Annotated in this window: 14 protein-coding genes (1 of these 14 running past the window's edge); 6 read left to right on the forward strand and 8 right to left on the reverse strand. The window is 40.6% G+C overall.

Annotated features, from left to right (window positions below; all coding sequences use genetic code 11):
- The 4 genes in view from AB3N61_RS03525 to AB3N61_RS03540 are tightly spaced (at most 1 nt apart) and all read right to left on the reverse strand, a layout consistent with a single transcriptional unit that may run on beyond the window.
- A protein-coding gene (locus AB3N61_RS03525; protein ID WP_020771401.1) for a type I restriction endonuclease subunit R crosses the window boundary here: on the reverse strand, window positions 1–2,739 show its 5' portion. Its footprint begins 297 nt before the window's first position; 2,739 of the gene's 3,036 nt are visible here — the first part of the coding sequence; the start codon lies at window positions 2,737–2,739; its stop codon lies off the left edge, out of view.
- 1 nt (window position 2,740) lies between these two features.
- Window positions 2,741–3,667, reverse strand: a complete 927-nt coding sequence (locus AB3N61_RS03530; protein WP_020771252.1) for an endonuclease NucS domain-containing protein — start codon at window positions 3,665–3,667, stop codon at window positions 2,741–2,743.
- Entirely contained in the window at window positions 3,664–4,848 is a 1,185-nt protein-coding gene (locus AB3N61_RS03535) for a restriction endonuclease subunit S (protein ID WP_052005247.1), read from the reverse strand. Before AB3N61_RS03535 ends, AB3N61_RS03530 begins: the two co-directional genes overlap by 4 nt.
- On the reverse strand, window positions 4,839–7,244 hold the full coding sequence (locus tag AB3N61_RS03540) for a type I restriction-modification system subunit M (RefSeq protein WP_020771389.1): 2,406 nt from the start codon (window positions 7,242–7,244) through the stop codon (window positions 4,839–4,841). The genes AB3N61_RS03535 and AB3N61_RS03540 overlap by 10 nt, the downstream gene beginning before the upstream one ends.
- A gap of 287 nt (window positions 7,245–7,531) precedes the next feature.
- Between AB3N61_RS03540 and AB3N61_RS03545 the strand changes: the two genes are divergently transcribed.
- The 4 genes from AB3N61_RS03545 to AB3N61_RS03560 all read left to right on the forward strand — a co-directional run bounded on the left by AB3N61_RS03545 (window position 7,532) and on the right by AB3N61_RS03560 (window position 10,848).
- Complete coding sequence (locus AB3N61_RS03545; RefSeq protein ID WP_020771245.1) at window positions 7,532–7,975, forward strand: type II toxin-antitoxin system RelE/ParE family toxin; 444 nt, start codon at window positions 7,532–7,534, stop codon at window positions 7,973–7,975.
- The gene (locus AB3N61_RS03550; RefSeq protein ID WP_020771094.1) at window positions 7,968–8,438 is read left to right on the forward strand and encodes a helix-turn-helix domain-containing protein; all 471 of its coding nucleotides are present in this window, start codon (window positions 7,968–7,970) and stop codon (window positions 8,436–8,438) included. Before AB3N61_RS03545 ends, AB3N61_RS03550 begins: the two co-directional genes overlap by 8 nt.
- The gene (locus AB3N61_RS03555) at window positions 8,425–8,850 is read left to right on the forward strand and encodes a protein-export chaperone SecB (RefSeq protein ID WP_020771491.1); all 426 of its coding nucleotides are present in this window, start codon (window positions 8,425–8,427) and stop codon (window positions 8,848–8,850) included. Before AB3N61_RS03550 ends, AB3N61_RS03555 begins: the two co-directional genes overlap by 14 nt.
- A gap of 573 nt (window positions 8,851–9,423) precedes the next feature.
- The gene (locus AB3N61_RS03560) at window positions 9,424–10,848 is read left to right on the forward strand and encodes an MATE family efflux transporter (RefSeq protein WP_020771364.1); all 1,425 of its coding nucleotides are present in this window, start codon (window positions 9,424–9,426) and stop codon (window positions 10,846–10,848) included.
- A 21-nt stretch (window positions 10,849–10,869) separates the two neighbouring features.
- Here the strand turns inward: AB3N61_RS03560 and AB3N61_RS03565 are convergent, their stop codons facing one another.
- Complete coding sequence (locus tag AB3N61_RS03565; RefSeq protein WP_367898493.1) at window positions 10,870–11,418, reverse strand: hypothetical protein; 549 nt, start codon at window positions 11,416–11,418, stop codon at window positions 10,870–10,872.
- A gap of 79 nt (window positions 11,419–11,497) precedes the next feature.
- Here AB3N61_RS03565 and AB3N61_RS03570 point away from each other — a divergent pair, with 79 nt between their 5' ends.
- The gene (locus AB3N61_RS03570; RefSeq protein ID WP_367898494.1) at window positions 11,498–12,247 is read left to right on the forward strand and encodes a sterol desaturase family protein; all 750 of its coding nucleotides are present in this window, start codon (window positions 11,498–11,500) and stop codon (window positions 12,245–12,247) included.
- 73 nt (window positions 12,248–12,320) lie between these two features.
- Here AB3N61_RS03570 and AB3N61_RS03575 read toward each other — a convergent pair whose 3' ends face one another.
- The 3 genes from AB3N61_RS03575 to AB3N61_RS03585 form a co-directional block, all read right to left on the reverse strand.
- Entirely contained in the window at window positions 12,321–13,115 is a 795-nt protein-coding gene (locus AB3N61_RS03575; protein ID WP_367898495.1) for a metal-dependent hydrolase, read from the reverse strand.
- Between the two features lie 13 nt (window positions 13,116–13,128).
- Complete coding sequence (locus AB3N61_RS03580; protein WP_020771285.1) at window positions 13,129–13,278, reverse strand: hypothetical protein; 150 nt, start codon at window positions 13,276–13,278, stop codon at window positions 13,129–13,131.
- 182 nt (window positions 13,279–13,460) lie between these two features.
- Entirely contained in the window at window positions 13,461–14,390 is a 930-nt protein-coding gene (locus tag AB3N61_RS03585; RefSeq protein ID WP_367898496.1) for an NmrA/HSCARG family protein, read from the reverse strand.
- A 135-nt stretch (window positions 14,391–14,525) separates the two neighbouring features.
- Between AB3N61_RS03585 and AB3N61_RS03590 the strand changes: the two genes are divergently transcribed.
- On the forward strand, window positions 14,526–15,194 hold the full coding sequence (locus AB3N61_RS03590; protein ID WP_085988922.1) for a TetR/AcrR family transcriptional regulator: 669 nt from the start codon (window positions 14,526–14,528) through the stop codon (window positions 15,192–15,194).

Below are 15,194 nucleotides of genomic sequence, written 5' to 3' on the forward strand. Positions count from 1 at the left end.
TTCATAGTTTAAAGCTTCAAATTTTCTTCTCTGAATCAGCGAAAATAGTAATTCACTCATCTCGCTATAGAATGCTGGATCTGACAGATGATTTTGGATGATTTTCTGGCGAATATTGTTTTCTATTGTTTCCGCCGATGCTTCATGGTCAACTTGGATTGCCTGTGGTAGAGTTTCGATGGCTTTTGCTATACCTAATTTTTCTATAATATCCAAAAGTGCCATATCATCGAAACGGGATATTTTTCTCGATTCATCGGCCTGGATATAGTGATCGATCAAGAAGTGCATATCCGCTTCATACGATTTGAGGTCAATAATTTCATTGCTCGCTCTTCGGATTGTTTCCCTCAAGTCGCGATAGAATTCAACTCGCTCGCGAATTCTTTCGATTTCGGTTGTTGTAAAATTTGCTTCTTCGAGTTCGTTACAAATATTTGAAAAAGATCGAACTAAATTTGCAGTTAATTTGTAAAGTGAGGCTCGTCTAAATTCTGTATCTCTTAATTCTTCAGAAACTTCGGGATTTCCGCAAAAATACTGAATATAATGAAGCAGGGATTTTGGGGGTTCGACTGATTCGCAGAGCATCTCTATTTCTTCTAATGCATTCTCTAATTTATCTTTGGCTGTCTTTAAGCGGTCTTTTAGAATGATTTCGCTATCTTCTCTTGTGGCATTTGTTAAATCCATTTCGGACGTATACACGGCGACAGCATTTTCTACTTTCTTGAATAAATCCTTATAATCTACAATATAACCGAATTGTTTTTCCTCTCCATCCAGTCGGTTCACTCTGCAAATTGCCTGGAAGAGCCCATGGTCCTGCATTGATTTATCCAAATAAATATAGGAGCAAGAAGGCGCGTCGAAGCCGGTTAAAAGTTTGTCGACTACGATTAACAATCTCATTTTCACCGGTTCATCGATAAAGACCCGCTTGGCATCATCTTCATACGTTTCTGTCGACTTAGTGCCTAACAGATTTTTGTAGGTTTTATAGATAAATTCTTTTTCCGTTTCGGTATTCTCGCCGGTATCTTCCGTTCGGATATCTCCTGCCGATGGATTATAAGAAGTGATGATAGCGGATTTATTCTTTAGTTCTGTGTTCTGAAATAGCTCGTAGTATTTACAGGCTTCATATATGCTGCCTGCAACCAAAATTGCGTTTCCGTACTCCGAACTTAAGATAGGTTTTGTGCTAAAATCGAAAATGATATCTTGGACGATCTTTTCCATTCTGGATTTGGAGCTCAGAACTTTTTGCATCGTTCCCCATTTCTTTTTTAACTCATGTTTTTGATAATTATTGAGTCCTTTCGTTTTTGCTTGGAACCAAGTGTCCACTTTTTCCGGAGAAGAAAGTCTTTGGTCGATATCACGAGCTTCGTACATTAGATCTAACACGACTTCGTCTTCTACTGCTTCGTTGAATTTGTAGGTGTGGATATATCTTCCGAAAACTTCTAAGGTAGTCTTTTTATCTTTTTTAAGAAGCGGAGTTCCTGTAAAACCGATAAACACAGCAGTCTTTAAGATAGCTTTCATTAATAATTGGAGTTTTCCAGATTGGGTACGGTGTGCTTCGTCGACAAAAACGAAAAGTTCACCTTGAGGGACAACAGTGGAATTTTTGATTTCGTTTAAGAAGGCATTGAAATCATCCACATCCCTTCTTCCAAATTTATGGATCAATGAGCAGAGGAGCCTTGACATTGGTTGGCTTAATTGTTTTAATAAGTCCTGACCGCTACTTGTTCGATATATTTTTTCGCCAGCCTGCTCGAACACTTTTTTGATCTGCTTATCCAACTCTTCGCGATCCGTAATGATTGCGACCCTTGCTTTCGGATTGTGTTCCAAGATCCATTTTGCGAGGAATACCATCAAAATACTTTTGCCACTACCTTGGGTATGCCAGATAATCCCCCCTTCTTTTCGTTCTACAAATTTTTGGGCGGCTTTAATTGCGAAATACTGATGAGGGCGAGGAAGCTTTCTAGTACCTCCGTCGAATATGGTGAAATTATGAATAATCTCTAAAAATCTTTCCTTATTGCATAGTTTAAGAAAATACTTATCGATTTGGAGTCTGGATACGTCTTCGATATCCTCTTTCCATTTTAGAAAATATTTTTCCTTGGTTTCGATCGTTCCATACCGCAATCCTTCGGTGTCGTTTCCGGCAAAGATAAACTGAACTGTAGAGAAAAAATCCTGAATGAATTCTGGTCTTTGATTTAGGATGCTTTGGCGAATTCCTTCCCCGATGGAATGGGTACTGCTCTTAAGCTCGATGACCGCCAATGCAATTCCATTTACATACAATACTAAGTCCGGTCTTTTTTCTGCTCGGCCATAGACTGTCACTTCTTCTGCAATGGCAAAATCGTTCCGCGTAGGATGTTCCCAATCAATGACTGGAATGGTAAGCGTATTCTCACCCACTTCTTCCTTGACCGGGATCCCATACCGAAGTAAAGAATAGAATTCCTTGTTTTTCTCATATAGAGTCTTTTCGTAATTTGTTGCAGTTCTTTTCAGAACGTCTAAAGTGCGATCGATCTGAGTGTCCGGGATTTCGCATCTTTTCAAATACGCGGTCAACAAAGCGGATTCGATATTGGAATTGCTTCGGGATTTCCAGTTTCCTAGGAAAGAATACCCTAACTCTTCCTGGAAAAGGCGAACGATCCTATCCTGGGTGGTTTTCTCCGATTGTCCGATCTTGTCCATATTAACTTTTGAGCAACTTGAATTGGATTTGGTAACGATAGAACTCGATATTTTGAGTTACTGCAAGCGCTCTTTTTATTTTAGGATCATCTTCTAAAGCAATGATAATTCCTTTTACGGTTTGGTTTTCTTCGGCTAATTCTTGTAGGACAAAGCCCATATAACGTTGGATTTGTCCAACTACAGAGTCACTGGCTCTTCCCTTTTTGAGTTCGACGACCAGGAGTTCTTTTTTATCTTTGCTAATAGCTAAAATATCGATATTCCCACTATCTACCCGATATTGTTGACCAACAGGTTCTCCTTCATCTTCAAAAATATCATATTCCTTTCCCAGTTCCGTTTGAGTCCAATTGGCTACTAAAAAATCTTCTAAATGTTTTTCTAATGCGAAAACATTCGGATCCTCTACTGTTTCATCCGTGGAATATAAGGTGGGAAGTTTAGAGCCGACCAAAAAGGATTCGATTTCCGGCGCATAACGAGAAACATCGCTCACAGTTCCGATGGATCCGGAAGAATTTCGCAATTCCTGGCTCATTTCCCTTCGATCTATGACTCTTTGGTACCAATGGACTTTCCTACGATGGGGGAGAATGGCTCCTGGTTCATACCAATAATTTTCCGTTACTTCCCCAATTGCATATCCTCCAAAGCCATTCGGAGAGAGAACGATATCTCCAATCTGGATTCCTTTGGCAATTGTATACAAGGCTCCGCAGGCAAGTCCGGCGGAAACTTTTCCTTTTTCCGGATTGGCTTTTAGATAAACTGGAATGTATTTCCGATTGAACTCTTTCCAGTTTTCCGGAAGTTTACTTGTCAGATCCTCATAGATATCGAAATCACAGCCGATGAATCCTTCACGTATACATTGATCTGCATAAATACTCTTTCTTCCCAACATGATACGGATATATTGTTTCATATCAGGCGAATTTCTCCTGTAAGGAGCTTTTGCATCATTCCTTGTTTTATCTGTTTGTATTTGGAGATTTTTTTTTCTAAGACTTCGATTTCGGAATCCATATCGGAGAGGACGGAGGCGATTGCGGTTTGTTCGGCGAGAGTGGGCGGAAGGGATATTTCCATCTCTGAAATCGTATTCATTTTAATGTACGGAGTGTTTCCAGCATTGACTTCTGTATTGATTCGATTTTTGAAGTTTGATTCCAAATATATTTTTAAATAAATCGGATTTGCTGTGAAATCGGTTAAAACATAAGTTCTTTGATAAGCGTTGAACTTCCCTTTAAAATAATGAATATATCCCACATTAGCGCCATTTCCAGAAATAAGCAAGGCCTCGGTATTAAAAGCGTAGTAATCTATATAATAATATTCTTTCGCGCATGTATAAAATCTATATTCGCCAGTTTCTGACATGGCATTTGCGTCTAATTTTCCTGTGGTAATTTTATTGCATACTTCAGCAAGATTTTTTGTTTCCCATTCTCCAGTAAACCCAGGCAATCTTCGCTTTCCTGTCAGAAGTTCCTGCATTGTTCCAAGTTTGATCTGTCGTTTTTTAGAGAGAAGAGTTTCTAAGCTAGAGATCAGAGCGTCGGTATCAGAGAGGACTGTGGCAATCGCTTCTTGTTCGGCGAGCTTGGGAGGGAGGGGGATTGGATAATTTTTTAATTTTTGCCCATTGATATTTGCTTGGCCTACCGCAATACTTAAAACTAACCTACCGTGTTTTTTTGCAGGTTTTGTATTAAGGAAATAATTTAAGTATTCAGCATTAAGTAGGGAATCTGAAACTTTTATGCGAATTAGATATCCCGCGAAAATTGCGGGACGTTCGCCATTATAAATCGCTGTTTTTCCTACAAGGTCGATTGTATTGGTCCTATTGAAAAGTACATTGCCTTTATTTAATAAATACTTTTGAATCTCTGTTTCATTGTCTGTGAAGACAAGATTATCCCAATCGATCTTCCCGTCTTGGATATTGCCCATTCGCAATACTGGAATTTTACCAACGAATTTCGATTTGGTCGAAGACCCATACTCGATATTATTTATGAGGTTTCCAAGCCTTGCTACCTCCCAATCCTCTGGAATGATTCCCACTTCAGTCTGCTTATATCCCTCCTTTACTTCCATACAAACCCCATTTTCTCTAGATGAGAATTCACTTTAGATTCTAAGGATTCCACTTCTGATTGGATTTCTTTCACAGTAGTTTCATAACGTTCTGCGAGTTCTTGGATGCGTCCGGTAAGTCTTTGGCTGATTCGATTTTGTTCAGACTGGATGTCTTCGGAGAGTTGTCTGAACCATTTTTCTTCCACTACCAAGGTTTTGATTTCTTCGATTTTTAAGGATTTGTACTTTGCTAAGATCTTGGTTTCTAATTCTTTTTCTGCATTTTTGATTTTACGATTGGTTTCACTTTCTTTCTCCGCATACTGCAAATAGGTTTCTATCGCTTGTTTTTCTTCCTTTGCATCCGGATCTGACTGTATCGTTTTAAGTCGGGCTAGGGCGAGTTTAGCAGAAAGACTGTCTTTCTCAGACTTGCATTCTGCCAATAGGCCTTCTTCACCACCATGTTCTTCTTCCAGTTCTTCCAATTTTTGAACCAAAGTATCGCGTTCTGACTCCAAAGTTTCTATTTGGTTAAGTCCTTCTTGAAAAAAGATTCGGCCTATAATCGATTTTGGGATAAGCTTTCCATCCTGACGGAGGATTTTACCCTTCTTGTCTAACTCGGTTTCTATTTCGCTGCCGACCTTCCAGCCATCTTCTACAATGAGATACACGTCATCCTGCATGGATTCCAACCAATGAGTCATTAGGTGTTGGTAAACATCATATTTATCGAGTAAAGGAATGGAGCTAAAAGCTTCTAAAAGAGATTCGGAAAGTTCTTGGATAAAGAGTTTCGGTTTTGTGGTCTTCCCGATTGATTTGCAGAATTCCAGATGCTCTTCTTTCCATTTGGAAAAGATTGTTCCCACTCGTTTCCCGTACGCCAAAAATTCAGGATTTGCGAAAATCGTTTTTTTGATTTCTTCCTTCGGAATCTTTAATTTCATATACCCTTTTCGGTCTTTTGCAAATAACGAAGAAGAGAGTCCGGGACAAATTTCCCAATAAGAATGTAAAGCATCTATATCCGATTTTGGGATTCCTCCTTGGAGATGTGCTTCTATATCTTGGATGTCTTCTTCTTCCTGGCTATCAATGTATCTTGGGATATTTAAATTGTATTCCTTCTCTTGGATTTCGGATATGGGAACCCTTCTGCTGTATTTGGGGAGTTCGATCTGTTTATTAAAAATATCTACAATCTTGTGGATGTCTTGTTCCCGGAGTCGGTTTTTATTTCCGTCTTTAATAAATCCTTTGGAGGCATCAATGATAAAGAGTTCCTGTCTTGTTTCGGCTTTCTCTTTATCGATGACTAAGATGCAGGCAGGGATTCCTGTTCCGTAAAATAAGTTAGCTGGAAGCCCGATAATTCCTTTGATATATCCTTTTTGGATCAGATTTTTTCGAATCTCCGCTTCTGTATTTCCTCTGAATAGAACTCCATGCGGAAGAATGATTGCTCCTTTTCCTGTACTTTTCAAAGACCGGATGGCATGGAGTAAAAATGCAAAGTCTCCGTTTTTGGAAGGAGGAGTTCCAAAGTTTTTGAATCTTTCATACGGATCATTAACGGGATCTACTCCATTACTCCAAGACTTAAAGGAAAAAGGTGGATTGGATACAAAATAGTCGAATTGTTTTAAAGAACCTTTATCGGATAAAAAAAGCGGATTAGAAAGTGTGTTCCCTTGTCTGATTAGAGCAGATGGATTGTCATGAAGAATCATATTCATCCGAGCTAACGCAGCGGTCGCGACATCCATTTCTTGGCCATATAATGTGAGTTTTTTTCCTGCTTCATCGGCAACCTTTAGAAGTAAAGAACCGGACCCGGCAGTCGGATCATACGCAGTAATATCGGAACGATTGCTGGCGGAAACTCCGATTACTTTGGCCATAATGCGACTCACTTCGGAAGGAGTATAGAACTGGCCCTTGCTCTTTCCACTCTCCGTAGCAAAATGGCGCATCAGATATTCGTAGGCATCCCCTAGGATATCGTCCCCATCCGCTCGATTATTAGAAAAATTTAAATCTGGATTTTCGAAAATACCGATTAGATTGGTAAGTTTATCTACCATATCTTGTCCGCTTCCCAGTTTATTTACATCATTAAAATCTGGAAAATCGGAGATTTGATTAGCTTCTCCAATTGGACCAAGGATTTTTTTATTGATATCATCTCCAATGGTCTTTTTGCCTTTGAGCGCGATCATATCCTGAAAACTCGCTCCTTTTGGAATAACAATAGGAGAGAATTTTTCGCCCGAATATCGGTCACTGATGTATTTGACGAAAAGCATTACAAGAACGTAATCCTTGTATTGGGAGGCATCCATTCCTCCTCTTAATTCGTCGCAGCTTGCCCAAAGAGATGAATATAATTCCGATTTTTTAATTGCCATAAGCCTGAGCTTCGATTCCTGAGAGTTTCTTTCTATAATAGTTATAATTTCTTCATACGATACATCCGCAAGGCTTTATTAAGTTTTCCTTACAAAGCATTTTGTCTGTTGATGGTTTATACAATTTAGCATTATCAGCCCTCTCTGGACAAATTTCTGAATGCAGATTCCGGAATTCGTACAGGTAAAATTAGGGACAAGAATACAGGGTATTTTGCAATCTTGACATAATTCAGGGAAAACCCTCCTTGAAAATGCTTGTTTACCTATAGGTAAAGTCCAAGATTGTGGAATCCGAGAATAGAAAAGAACATGGCGGCTGGCTAATCCAGAAGGGTAGCAAGTTTTGTATTATTGCTGCTTTAACAGAGTCGGGAAATTCTTCATTCTTTGAGTATTTTAAGGTGCTAAAGGCTGGTTTTATTAATGGAGCGTTGACTTCCGCAGAGAAAACGAATTTTTCAAAACTGGACCATTTCTTTCGCCGTTTCTCGGAAACCGGGCCTTGGGGAAATGAAACACAGCTTAAGTATTTGGAAGGTGATATTTTTGAATTTAAGGTAAAGGAGACGGGTTTACGGGTTACTTTTTTCTACGATCCGCAAATCAGAGGTGTGATCGTTTTGACTCACCACTTCATAAAGAAGAGTCAGAGAACAAGAAAAGAAGAAATAGAAAGAGCCAATCTGATTAAGAATTCTTTCATTAAAGGAAGGAAAATTGATGAGTGAACATTATGATTTTTTAACGTTAGGTCTTGAGGAACAGGCATTAGATAAACTGGCGTTAATGCGTATCGAGACGGATGCAGTAATGAAGACAGCAGATTTGATCTCTAACGCAATGCAAGGGATTGGGATCAATCAAAAGGAACTTGCAGAACGTTTACAGGTAACTCCAGGTTATATTTCTCGGCTTCTCGGAGGATCGGAAAATGTGACCGTAAAACAAGTCGCCAAAGTTTTGTATGCATTGGGAAAACGTTACGTGCAGGAAAGTTGTCCGCTTGGTTTTGCTTATTTCCGTGACTACGTTCGGTACGAAACCGTACGCCAAAATTCCGAGCGTGAAACAAACGTTCATCATAAGCCGAATTTAGGCTGGGCAGAATTTTTCTCCGAAAAGGAAAAGGATCTCACTAGATCCGTAAGCGAGAAGAAAGTTTGGACGAATAAATTATATGAGTCAGCCTAATATTGAAACGAAGGAAATCCAACTTCGGAATATCGTATTGACAGTTTGCGAATTTTCCAGGACTCCCGTGTTACCGGAAGGCGAATCGATCGCTTATGAGCCGATCATTTCCGATGAGATAAATAATGATAAAACCGTTTTAGCCAAACATTTAGGAATTCTTGTAAGTTCAAAAAACGAGAGCCTTCGTTGTTTTGTGGAATATGTTGCCGTATACGATTTAAAAGAGTCCGACAAGATGGATTTGGAGAAATTTATCAAATACAATTCGATAGTTCCAATTTTACCGTATGTTAGGGAAACTATACAATCTTTATTGCAAAAGGGAGGGGTCCATGCTCCTCCTCTACCTTTATTTAATGTCTTCGAATTAGTAGATTCCTTAGAAAAGAAAACTGGAATGGAAAAATAGTATTCACTTATTTTTTATCAGACCCATGAAAGTTTTAGACACTGCTCCCTTTCACGAGGAATAATTATTCTCCAAAACCCCTGTCCTTATTTAACTTTAACTCCGTAAACTTAAATATTCTTTTTGCTTATTTAAGCTTCTTTAAGATAATTACTCGTCTTAAGTGGAACCCGAAAAATAAGACGTTTTGCAGGATGTGAATTCCTTAATGGGGGATCTGAAAATTTCCTTCATAATGAAAATACGGCCCTGCCTCACTTACACGGTCGTTAACTCGCTCCTAGTGTCGCAGCGTTAGGGATACGCAGGACGCGTAAGCGGACCACGCAGCCGAAGGCGAGTAGGCCGAAGCGAAGCGTAGTCCGTAGTAGCCCGGCCCGCGAGTTTTCAATAAAAGTGCTATTATTGGTGTTTTTACTCGCGGGAACGCCCAGCAGATAACTCCCATATATTGGAATTTATTAAAATGCCAAGCTGAACGAAGGTGCAAACTTCGGCTTTTTGGTCGTAAGGTGCAAAATGTTTTGTCTTTTTCGGCGAGAGTAATGAGTATGATCGGCACAGGCTATATTTATGGAAGCGATACAAAAAGATCCAAAGTTAGAATCTAAAGGGACGTCCCTTTGGGGGGAATTAAGAAAAGCGCTTACGGGAACGGAAGCGGATTACACCCAAATTTCACTCGGCAAGGCCGTTTTTTTACTCTCCGTTCCGATGGTTTTGGAATTGGTCATGGAGTCGGCGTTTGCTGTCGTTGATATTTATTTTGTCGGCGCCTTAGGTCCTTCGGCCGTTGCTGCGGTCGGGCTTACGGAGACGTATTTGTTTCTTCTTTATTCCCTCGCCATCGGTTTATCCACTGCCGTGACTGCGATCATTGCAAGAAGGATCGGAGAAGGGGATAAGGAGCAAGCAGGGATCGCAGCAGTTCAATCCGTTTTTCTTTCGATTCTTGTTTCCTTACCGTTTGCGATCTTCGGAGTTTGGTTTGCAAAAGATCTTCTTTTACTCATGGGTGGTGATCCTTGGGTTGTCGAGCATGGATCTCGTTACACTCAGTGGATCTTTGGCGGAAATATCGTAATCATGCTTTTGTTCGGTCTCAATGCGGTTTTTAGAGGCGCTGGAGACGCGGCGATCGCAATGAGAGTTTTATGGATTTCTAATGGTCTCAATATGATCCTGGATCCGATCTTTATCTTCGGCTTCGGTCCAGTCCCGGCAATGGGTATCGAAGGTGCCGCAATTGCTACGAATATCGGTCGAGGGGTCGGAGTTCTTGTCCAATTCTATCTGCTTCTGAAAGGTGGTAAACATATTCGAGTGCTTCGTTCCCAGATCAGTATTCACTGGAAGATCATCTCGGATATCGTTCGCACTTCCTTAGGTGGGATCGGACAAACGATTATCGGAATGACCTCATGGATCTTTCTTGTGAGGATTATTTCTGAATTCGGAAGCGAAGCGGTGGCTGGAGCAACGATCGCTCTTCGGATCATGATGTTTACTCTGATGCCTTCTTGGGGAATGTCGAACGCGGTTGCGACTCTTGTCGGTCAGAATTTAGGGGCAGGGAGGCCGGATCGCGCGGAGCGATCCGTTTGGATTGTTGGAGTATGGAATATGGTCTTTCTGATCGGAGTTTCCATCTGTTATTTTATTTTCAGAGAATCTCTTATGTCGATCTTTACCGAAGATGCAAAAGTGATCTCTATCGGTTCCGAGTGGTTGGGGATCGTTTCCTTTTCCTATTTTGTATATGCTTGGTGGATGGTCAGCGTTCAGGCCTTTAACGGAGCGGGAGATACTACTACTCCTACGTTAATTAATCTTGTATTCTTTTGGATATTGCAAATTCCTTTTGCTTACGTTTTAGCGAAGGTTCTTTCGTACGGATATTCCGGAGTTTTTTGGGCAAGTATGATTACGGAAACTTCCGTAGGATTGTTTACTCTTTGGTTATTCAGAAAAGGCGGATGGAAGACTACGAAGGTTTGAATTTCGCCTTCGCTTGGAGAGTTACGGAGTTGAAGAACTGCTGACGCTTGGCAAGACAGTCACGTTCACAACTCCAACAATCTGGCCTGCATAAAGACCGGGGAAATTGGAAAACATATTGTAAGAAGCAAGTTTAGCGATTACCCGCCCTTTTCCGGGAACTGTTCCTGTAACATTTATAGTTGAAGAAACGAATCCTTCTGCATCCTCTCCGCATCCGTCCCCGCCAAACTCTGTAGGACCTAAGCTTAAAGGGACTCCGTCGGAGTTTAGCAATACGCTTAAATTTGAGCCTAAAGAGCCACAACCTAAAGGATTCGCCATTCCGACCGAAAAACTATCACCACCTCCTCGGGAGAATGTTAGACTAGTAGCCGGGAACACTATCCAACTGACGGACTGAACGTTTAATAGAGGTAGGTCACCTGATCCTAATAATGCGAGCAGATACGACAGATTTGTCTCGTCGCTTTTGTAATGTTTTTCGTATGAATCGAAAAGTAAATAAGTCCCGCATTGGACTTGTAAGAATATAAGTAAAATATAGAAGAAGATAGAGACGTGTTTCACTTTTAATTTCCGGAATTCGGCACAGTTTAACATTTTCGACTATTTGGTGCAAGGCGGAATTTTAAATTCAATAAAACTTATGTATGATTTTGGAAACGAAGTAATTCTATTTCTCCAAGAAATTTCTTATACTTGGGCTGCTTTATTATTCTTGATTGAAAATCTTCTAATCTTCACTTGTTCGGTGTGTATTGGAAATCTGCTGGCTAAACGTTACGCTCATCGTCGTATTGTTCCGGTCCCTCCACCGAAAATCGAACCGAAGGAGATCTTATTAGCGATCTCTACTATACTTCTCAATACTTTTATTACGTTACTCGGACTTTGGCTTTGGAGAACAGGTTCTATTCATTTTAGGAGCGATACCGGGATATTTGCATTAGTTGATATTTTGATCCTTCTTTTCGTTATGGATGCCGGTATGTATTTACTGCATAGGATCGCTCATATTCCGTTTATATATAGATTCGCTCATAGAACCCACCATAGATATGATAATCCTCGTCCTTTAACTCTATTTGTTCTGAATCCTTTCGAAGCCCTGGGTTTTGGAGCTCTTTGGTTATTAGTGATTCGTATTTACGATTCCTCTTGGCTTGGGATGAGTTTTTATCTCGGGGTAAATGTTGTGTTTGGTATGATTGGGCATTTGGGAGTGGAGCCTTTGTCGGAAAAATGGCTTCGTTCTCATTTATTCAACGTGCTTACGACGAGCACTTTTCACGCTAGACATCATCTGGAAGAAGATTATAATTTCGGTTTTTATACTTCTCTTTGGGACAGATTCTTTGGAACCCTTTATCCGGAGAACTCGCGTAGCCAAGACTAACTTGGCCGGCGAGATCAGAGTAGAGGTTGATCGTCGTAGGAGTTCCTACCTATGAAAAGAATCTGGTATATTCTTAATATCCGTGAGCCGTCATAACTTTTTCGAACTTTTCCAAAAGTAAGTGATCGTCTTGATCGTTCGGATGGAATCCCGGAATATAATATTCCAAAATATAGAAGATCACTGCCCAAGCAAAACCAGGGATGCCAAAGAAAAAGCGAAGATCTCTAACGATCTGGCTTGGATTCGGAATGCCGAAATAGAATAAGGCCCTGATCGTTCCGACGATCGCTAAAAGACCGAGTAGTTGAACCGCAATCGTCATTCCAAGAATACGAGTGAAATATCCGCCGCCGGAAGCACGATACACGTCATACGCCACAGCCTTGTGCTCTAATTCTTCCAGTGCATGCCATTCGATCACTTTCCAGCTTATGGGATCGATCCAAGCGACACGTTGTTCGGGGAGAGAGAGTAAAAATCTTCCGAGAGTAGCAGTGAAATGTTCGGCTGCCGCGGTGATGGAGAGAGCGAGTCTTTTTCCCCAAACGGGAAATATTTTCAAAATGTTCTTTTCTAATATATCGAAGAACAACCAGCAGAACATTTTTTCGTGGCTTCGGAAATCTAAACCGATCTCGACGAATCTTTCGTTCATTTTATCATGAACGTTTCCATGTACCGCCTCTTGTCCGGCAAAAGCTTTAATCTCGTTTCTTAAAGCCGGATCAACTTCTTCGCTAAACGCTTTGACGGAACGTATAAAAAAACGTTCTCCTTCCGGAAACAATACGCTTAAGCTGGAAAGAAATGCCGTAAAGAATGGGATCTTTTTGCCGAAACCTCTTTCTTTGGCGATATCTTCCAAAGGAAATTTCGGTTTACGTATTTTTGGCTGGACTCTCGTCGATGTCGCTTGCCCCATAATATTCTCCTAATATAGAATCGTTTGGATTTTCGATTTTTCTTTCTCCATCCTTTGGATTTTCACCGCTCATTAGGGAATTTAAAAGATATATTGCTCCGGACATTTTATCTATTCCTTGGGCTTCGTCCGATCTTCCGAGGAATAGTTACCTTTTGAATCATTGTAACGATTGCTACAATATTCGGTCAATCCCAATCCGGGAAAAATAGATAGGTAAAGCCGAATTTAAAGAGCGAATCAACCGATCGGAAGACGAAAGCAAACGCTGCTCGGAAGTTGAATTCTCTAAGATCCGATAGAAGCTTCTTCGATCTTTACCTTTCCTGTTTTTTCCAACCACTGCGAAAAGTTCAAAAGACCGGGATTTTCTATCCGAAGGGAATCTATATCCACTTTCGGATAACCTTCTCGATTGATCCATTCCGTCGAAAGACCTAAAATTTTGTTATGTGAGTAAACCGTTTCGAGCGGGATCCGCATATATTCGATTCGTCTATCTAAAGCTATCGAAAGTATATCTACAATTTGTAATGGAGTTAGGCTATCTCCTACGAGATCGATGGTCCTTCCTGAATATTTTCCAGGATTTTCGAAGGCTAAACCGGCGAAGGTTCCTATATCTTCCACTGAAACCAAGTGAATACGACTGTCCGGAGAGACTGTCTCGTATAATCGTCCTCCCGGTATTCCCGAACGGGAATGGATCAAGTTTTCCATAAAACCCGTAGGTCTTAGTATCGTGAAAGGTATCCCTAAGTTATGTATATATTTTTCGATCTCCCATTTATGTTTCCGAAAGTCGGATTGCCTTTCCGCTCCAATTACGGAAGAATAAACTAAATGGGAAACTTTTGCATTCTTAGCGGAATCTGCGACTAACTTTCCAACTTTAACTTCGTTTGCATCAGTCGATTCATTCGGTTCCCATTCGGACGGTTGGACACTGAATACACCGTACACCCCTTGCATTGCTAAGTCCAAAGAATAAGGGTCTTCCATATCACCTTGGAAAATTTCCGCTCCAAGGTCCTTCAACCTTAAGGAGTTCTCGGAAGAAGGATTTCGGGTGAAAGCCCTTACCTTCCATCGGTTTTTAAGCAGATACTTTGCGGTTTCTCCTCCTTGTTGCCCGGTAGCTCCTAACACCAATATGATTTTATCTTTCGGATCCATGTATGTATTCTCCCAATATAGAACGGCACGGTATCGTTCCATTAGTTCGGAATTGATTTTTCTGTGTCAAATTATTTATAAATAAGGCTTTTGATGGGTTTCCCGGAAGAATTCTTGACCCGAAAAAATGAAACAAGATCTTATGGCCGATCCGAATGGAATATTCGGAAAAGGAAAATGGCAAAGAAGGTCCGGCAGATCAGAACAGGGCGCCCACCCAAGGAAATCTCAGACGGTATATCCGATCGGATATTGACTACCGCCTTGGGACTTTTTTCGAGCCAAGGATTTAATGCGACTTCTATGGAGCAGGTTGCTTTAGTTTGCGGCTCGGGTAAACATACGATTTATAGGCGATTTGAATCTAAATCGGATCTGTTCTTGGCCGTGATGGAATTTCAAAAGAGAAAATTTTTCGATCTACTTAATCGGATCGAATGCGATAAGGAGAGTCCTTTGAGGACTTTACAGGAATCTTGCAGAAGATTATTGGAATTAGTCGTTTTAGACGAGATAGTGGATTTCTATCGGATGACAATTTCGGAAGCGGAACAAATACCGAAAATCGCAGCTAACTTACAATGTGAAGGAAATCCCTCCTATCTTAAGATCTTTAATCTTGTGATCTCAGCGCAAAGATCGAAGGAGCTGGCACAGTTAGATCCAAAGTTTTTGACCACTCAATTGCTTCAAGTTATCGCCTATTATCCTTTAAACGAGGTGCTTTTGGGAAGTAAAGAATTCAGTTCTCAATCCAAACGTTCCAAATATTTTGAGAAGGCATGGATCCTATTCTTACAAGGAGCAGGCGGACCTAAGAAGAAGATCCTTAGAAAGAAATTTTAA

It is taken from the genome of Leptospira sp. WS58.C1 (assembly GCF_040833995.1).
GTDB lineage: Bacteria > Spirochaetota > Leptospiria > Leptospirales > Leptospiraceae > Leptospira_B > Leptospira_B cinconiae.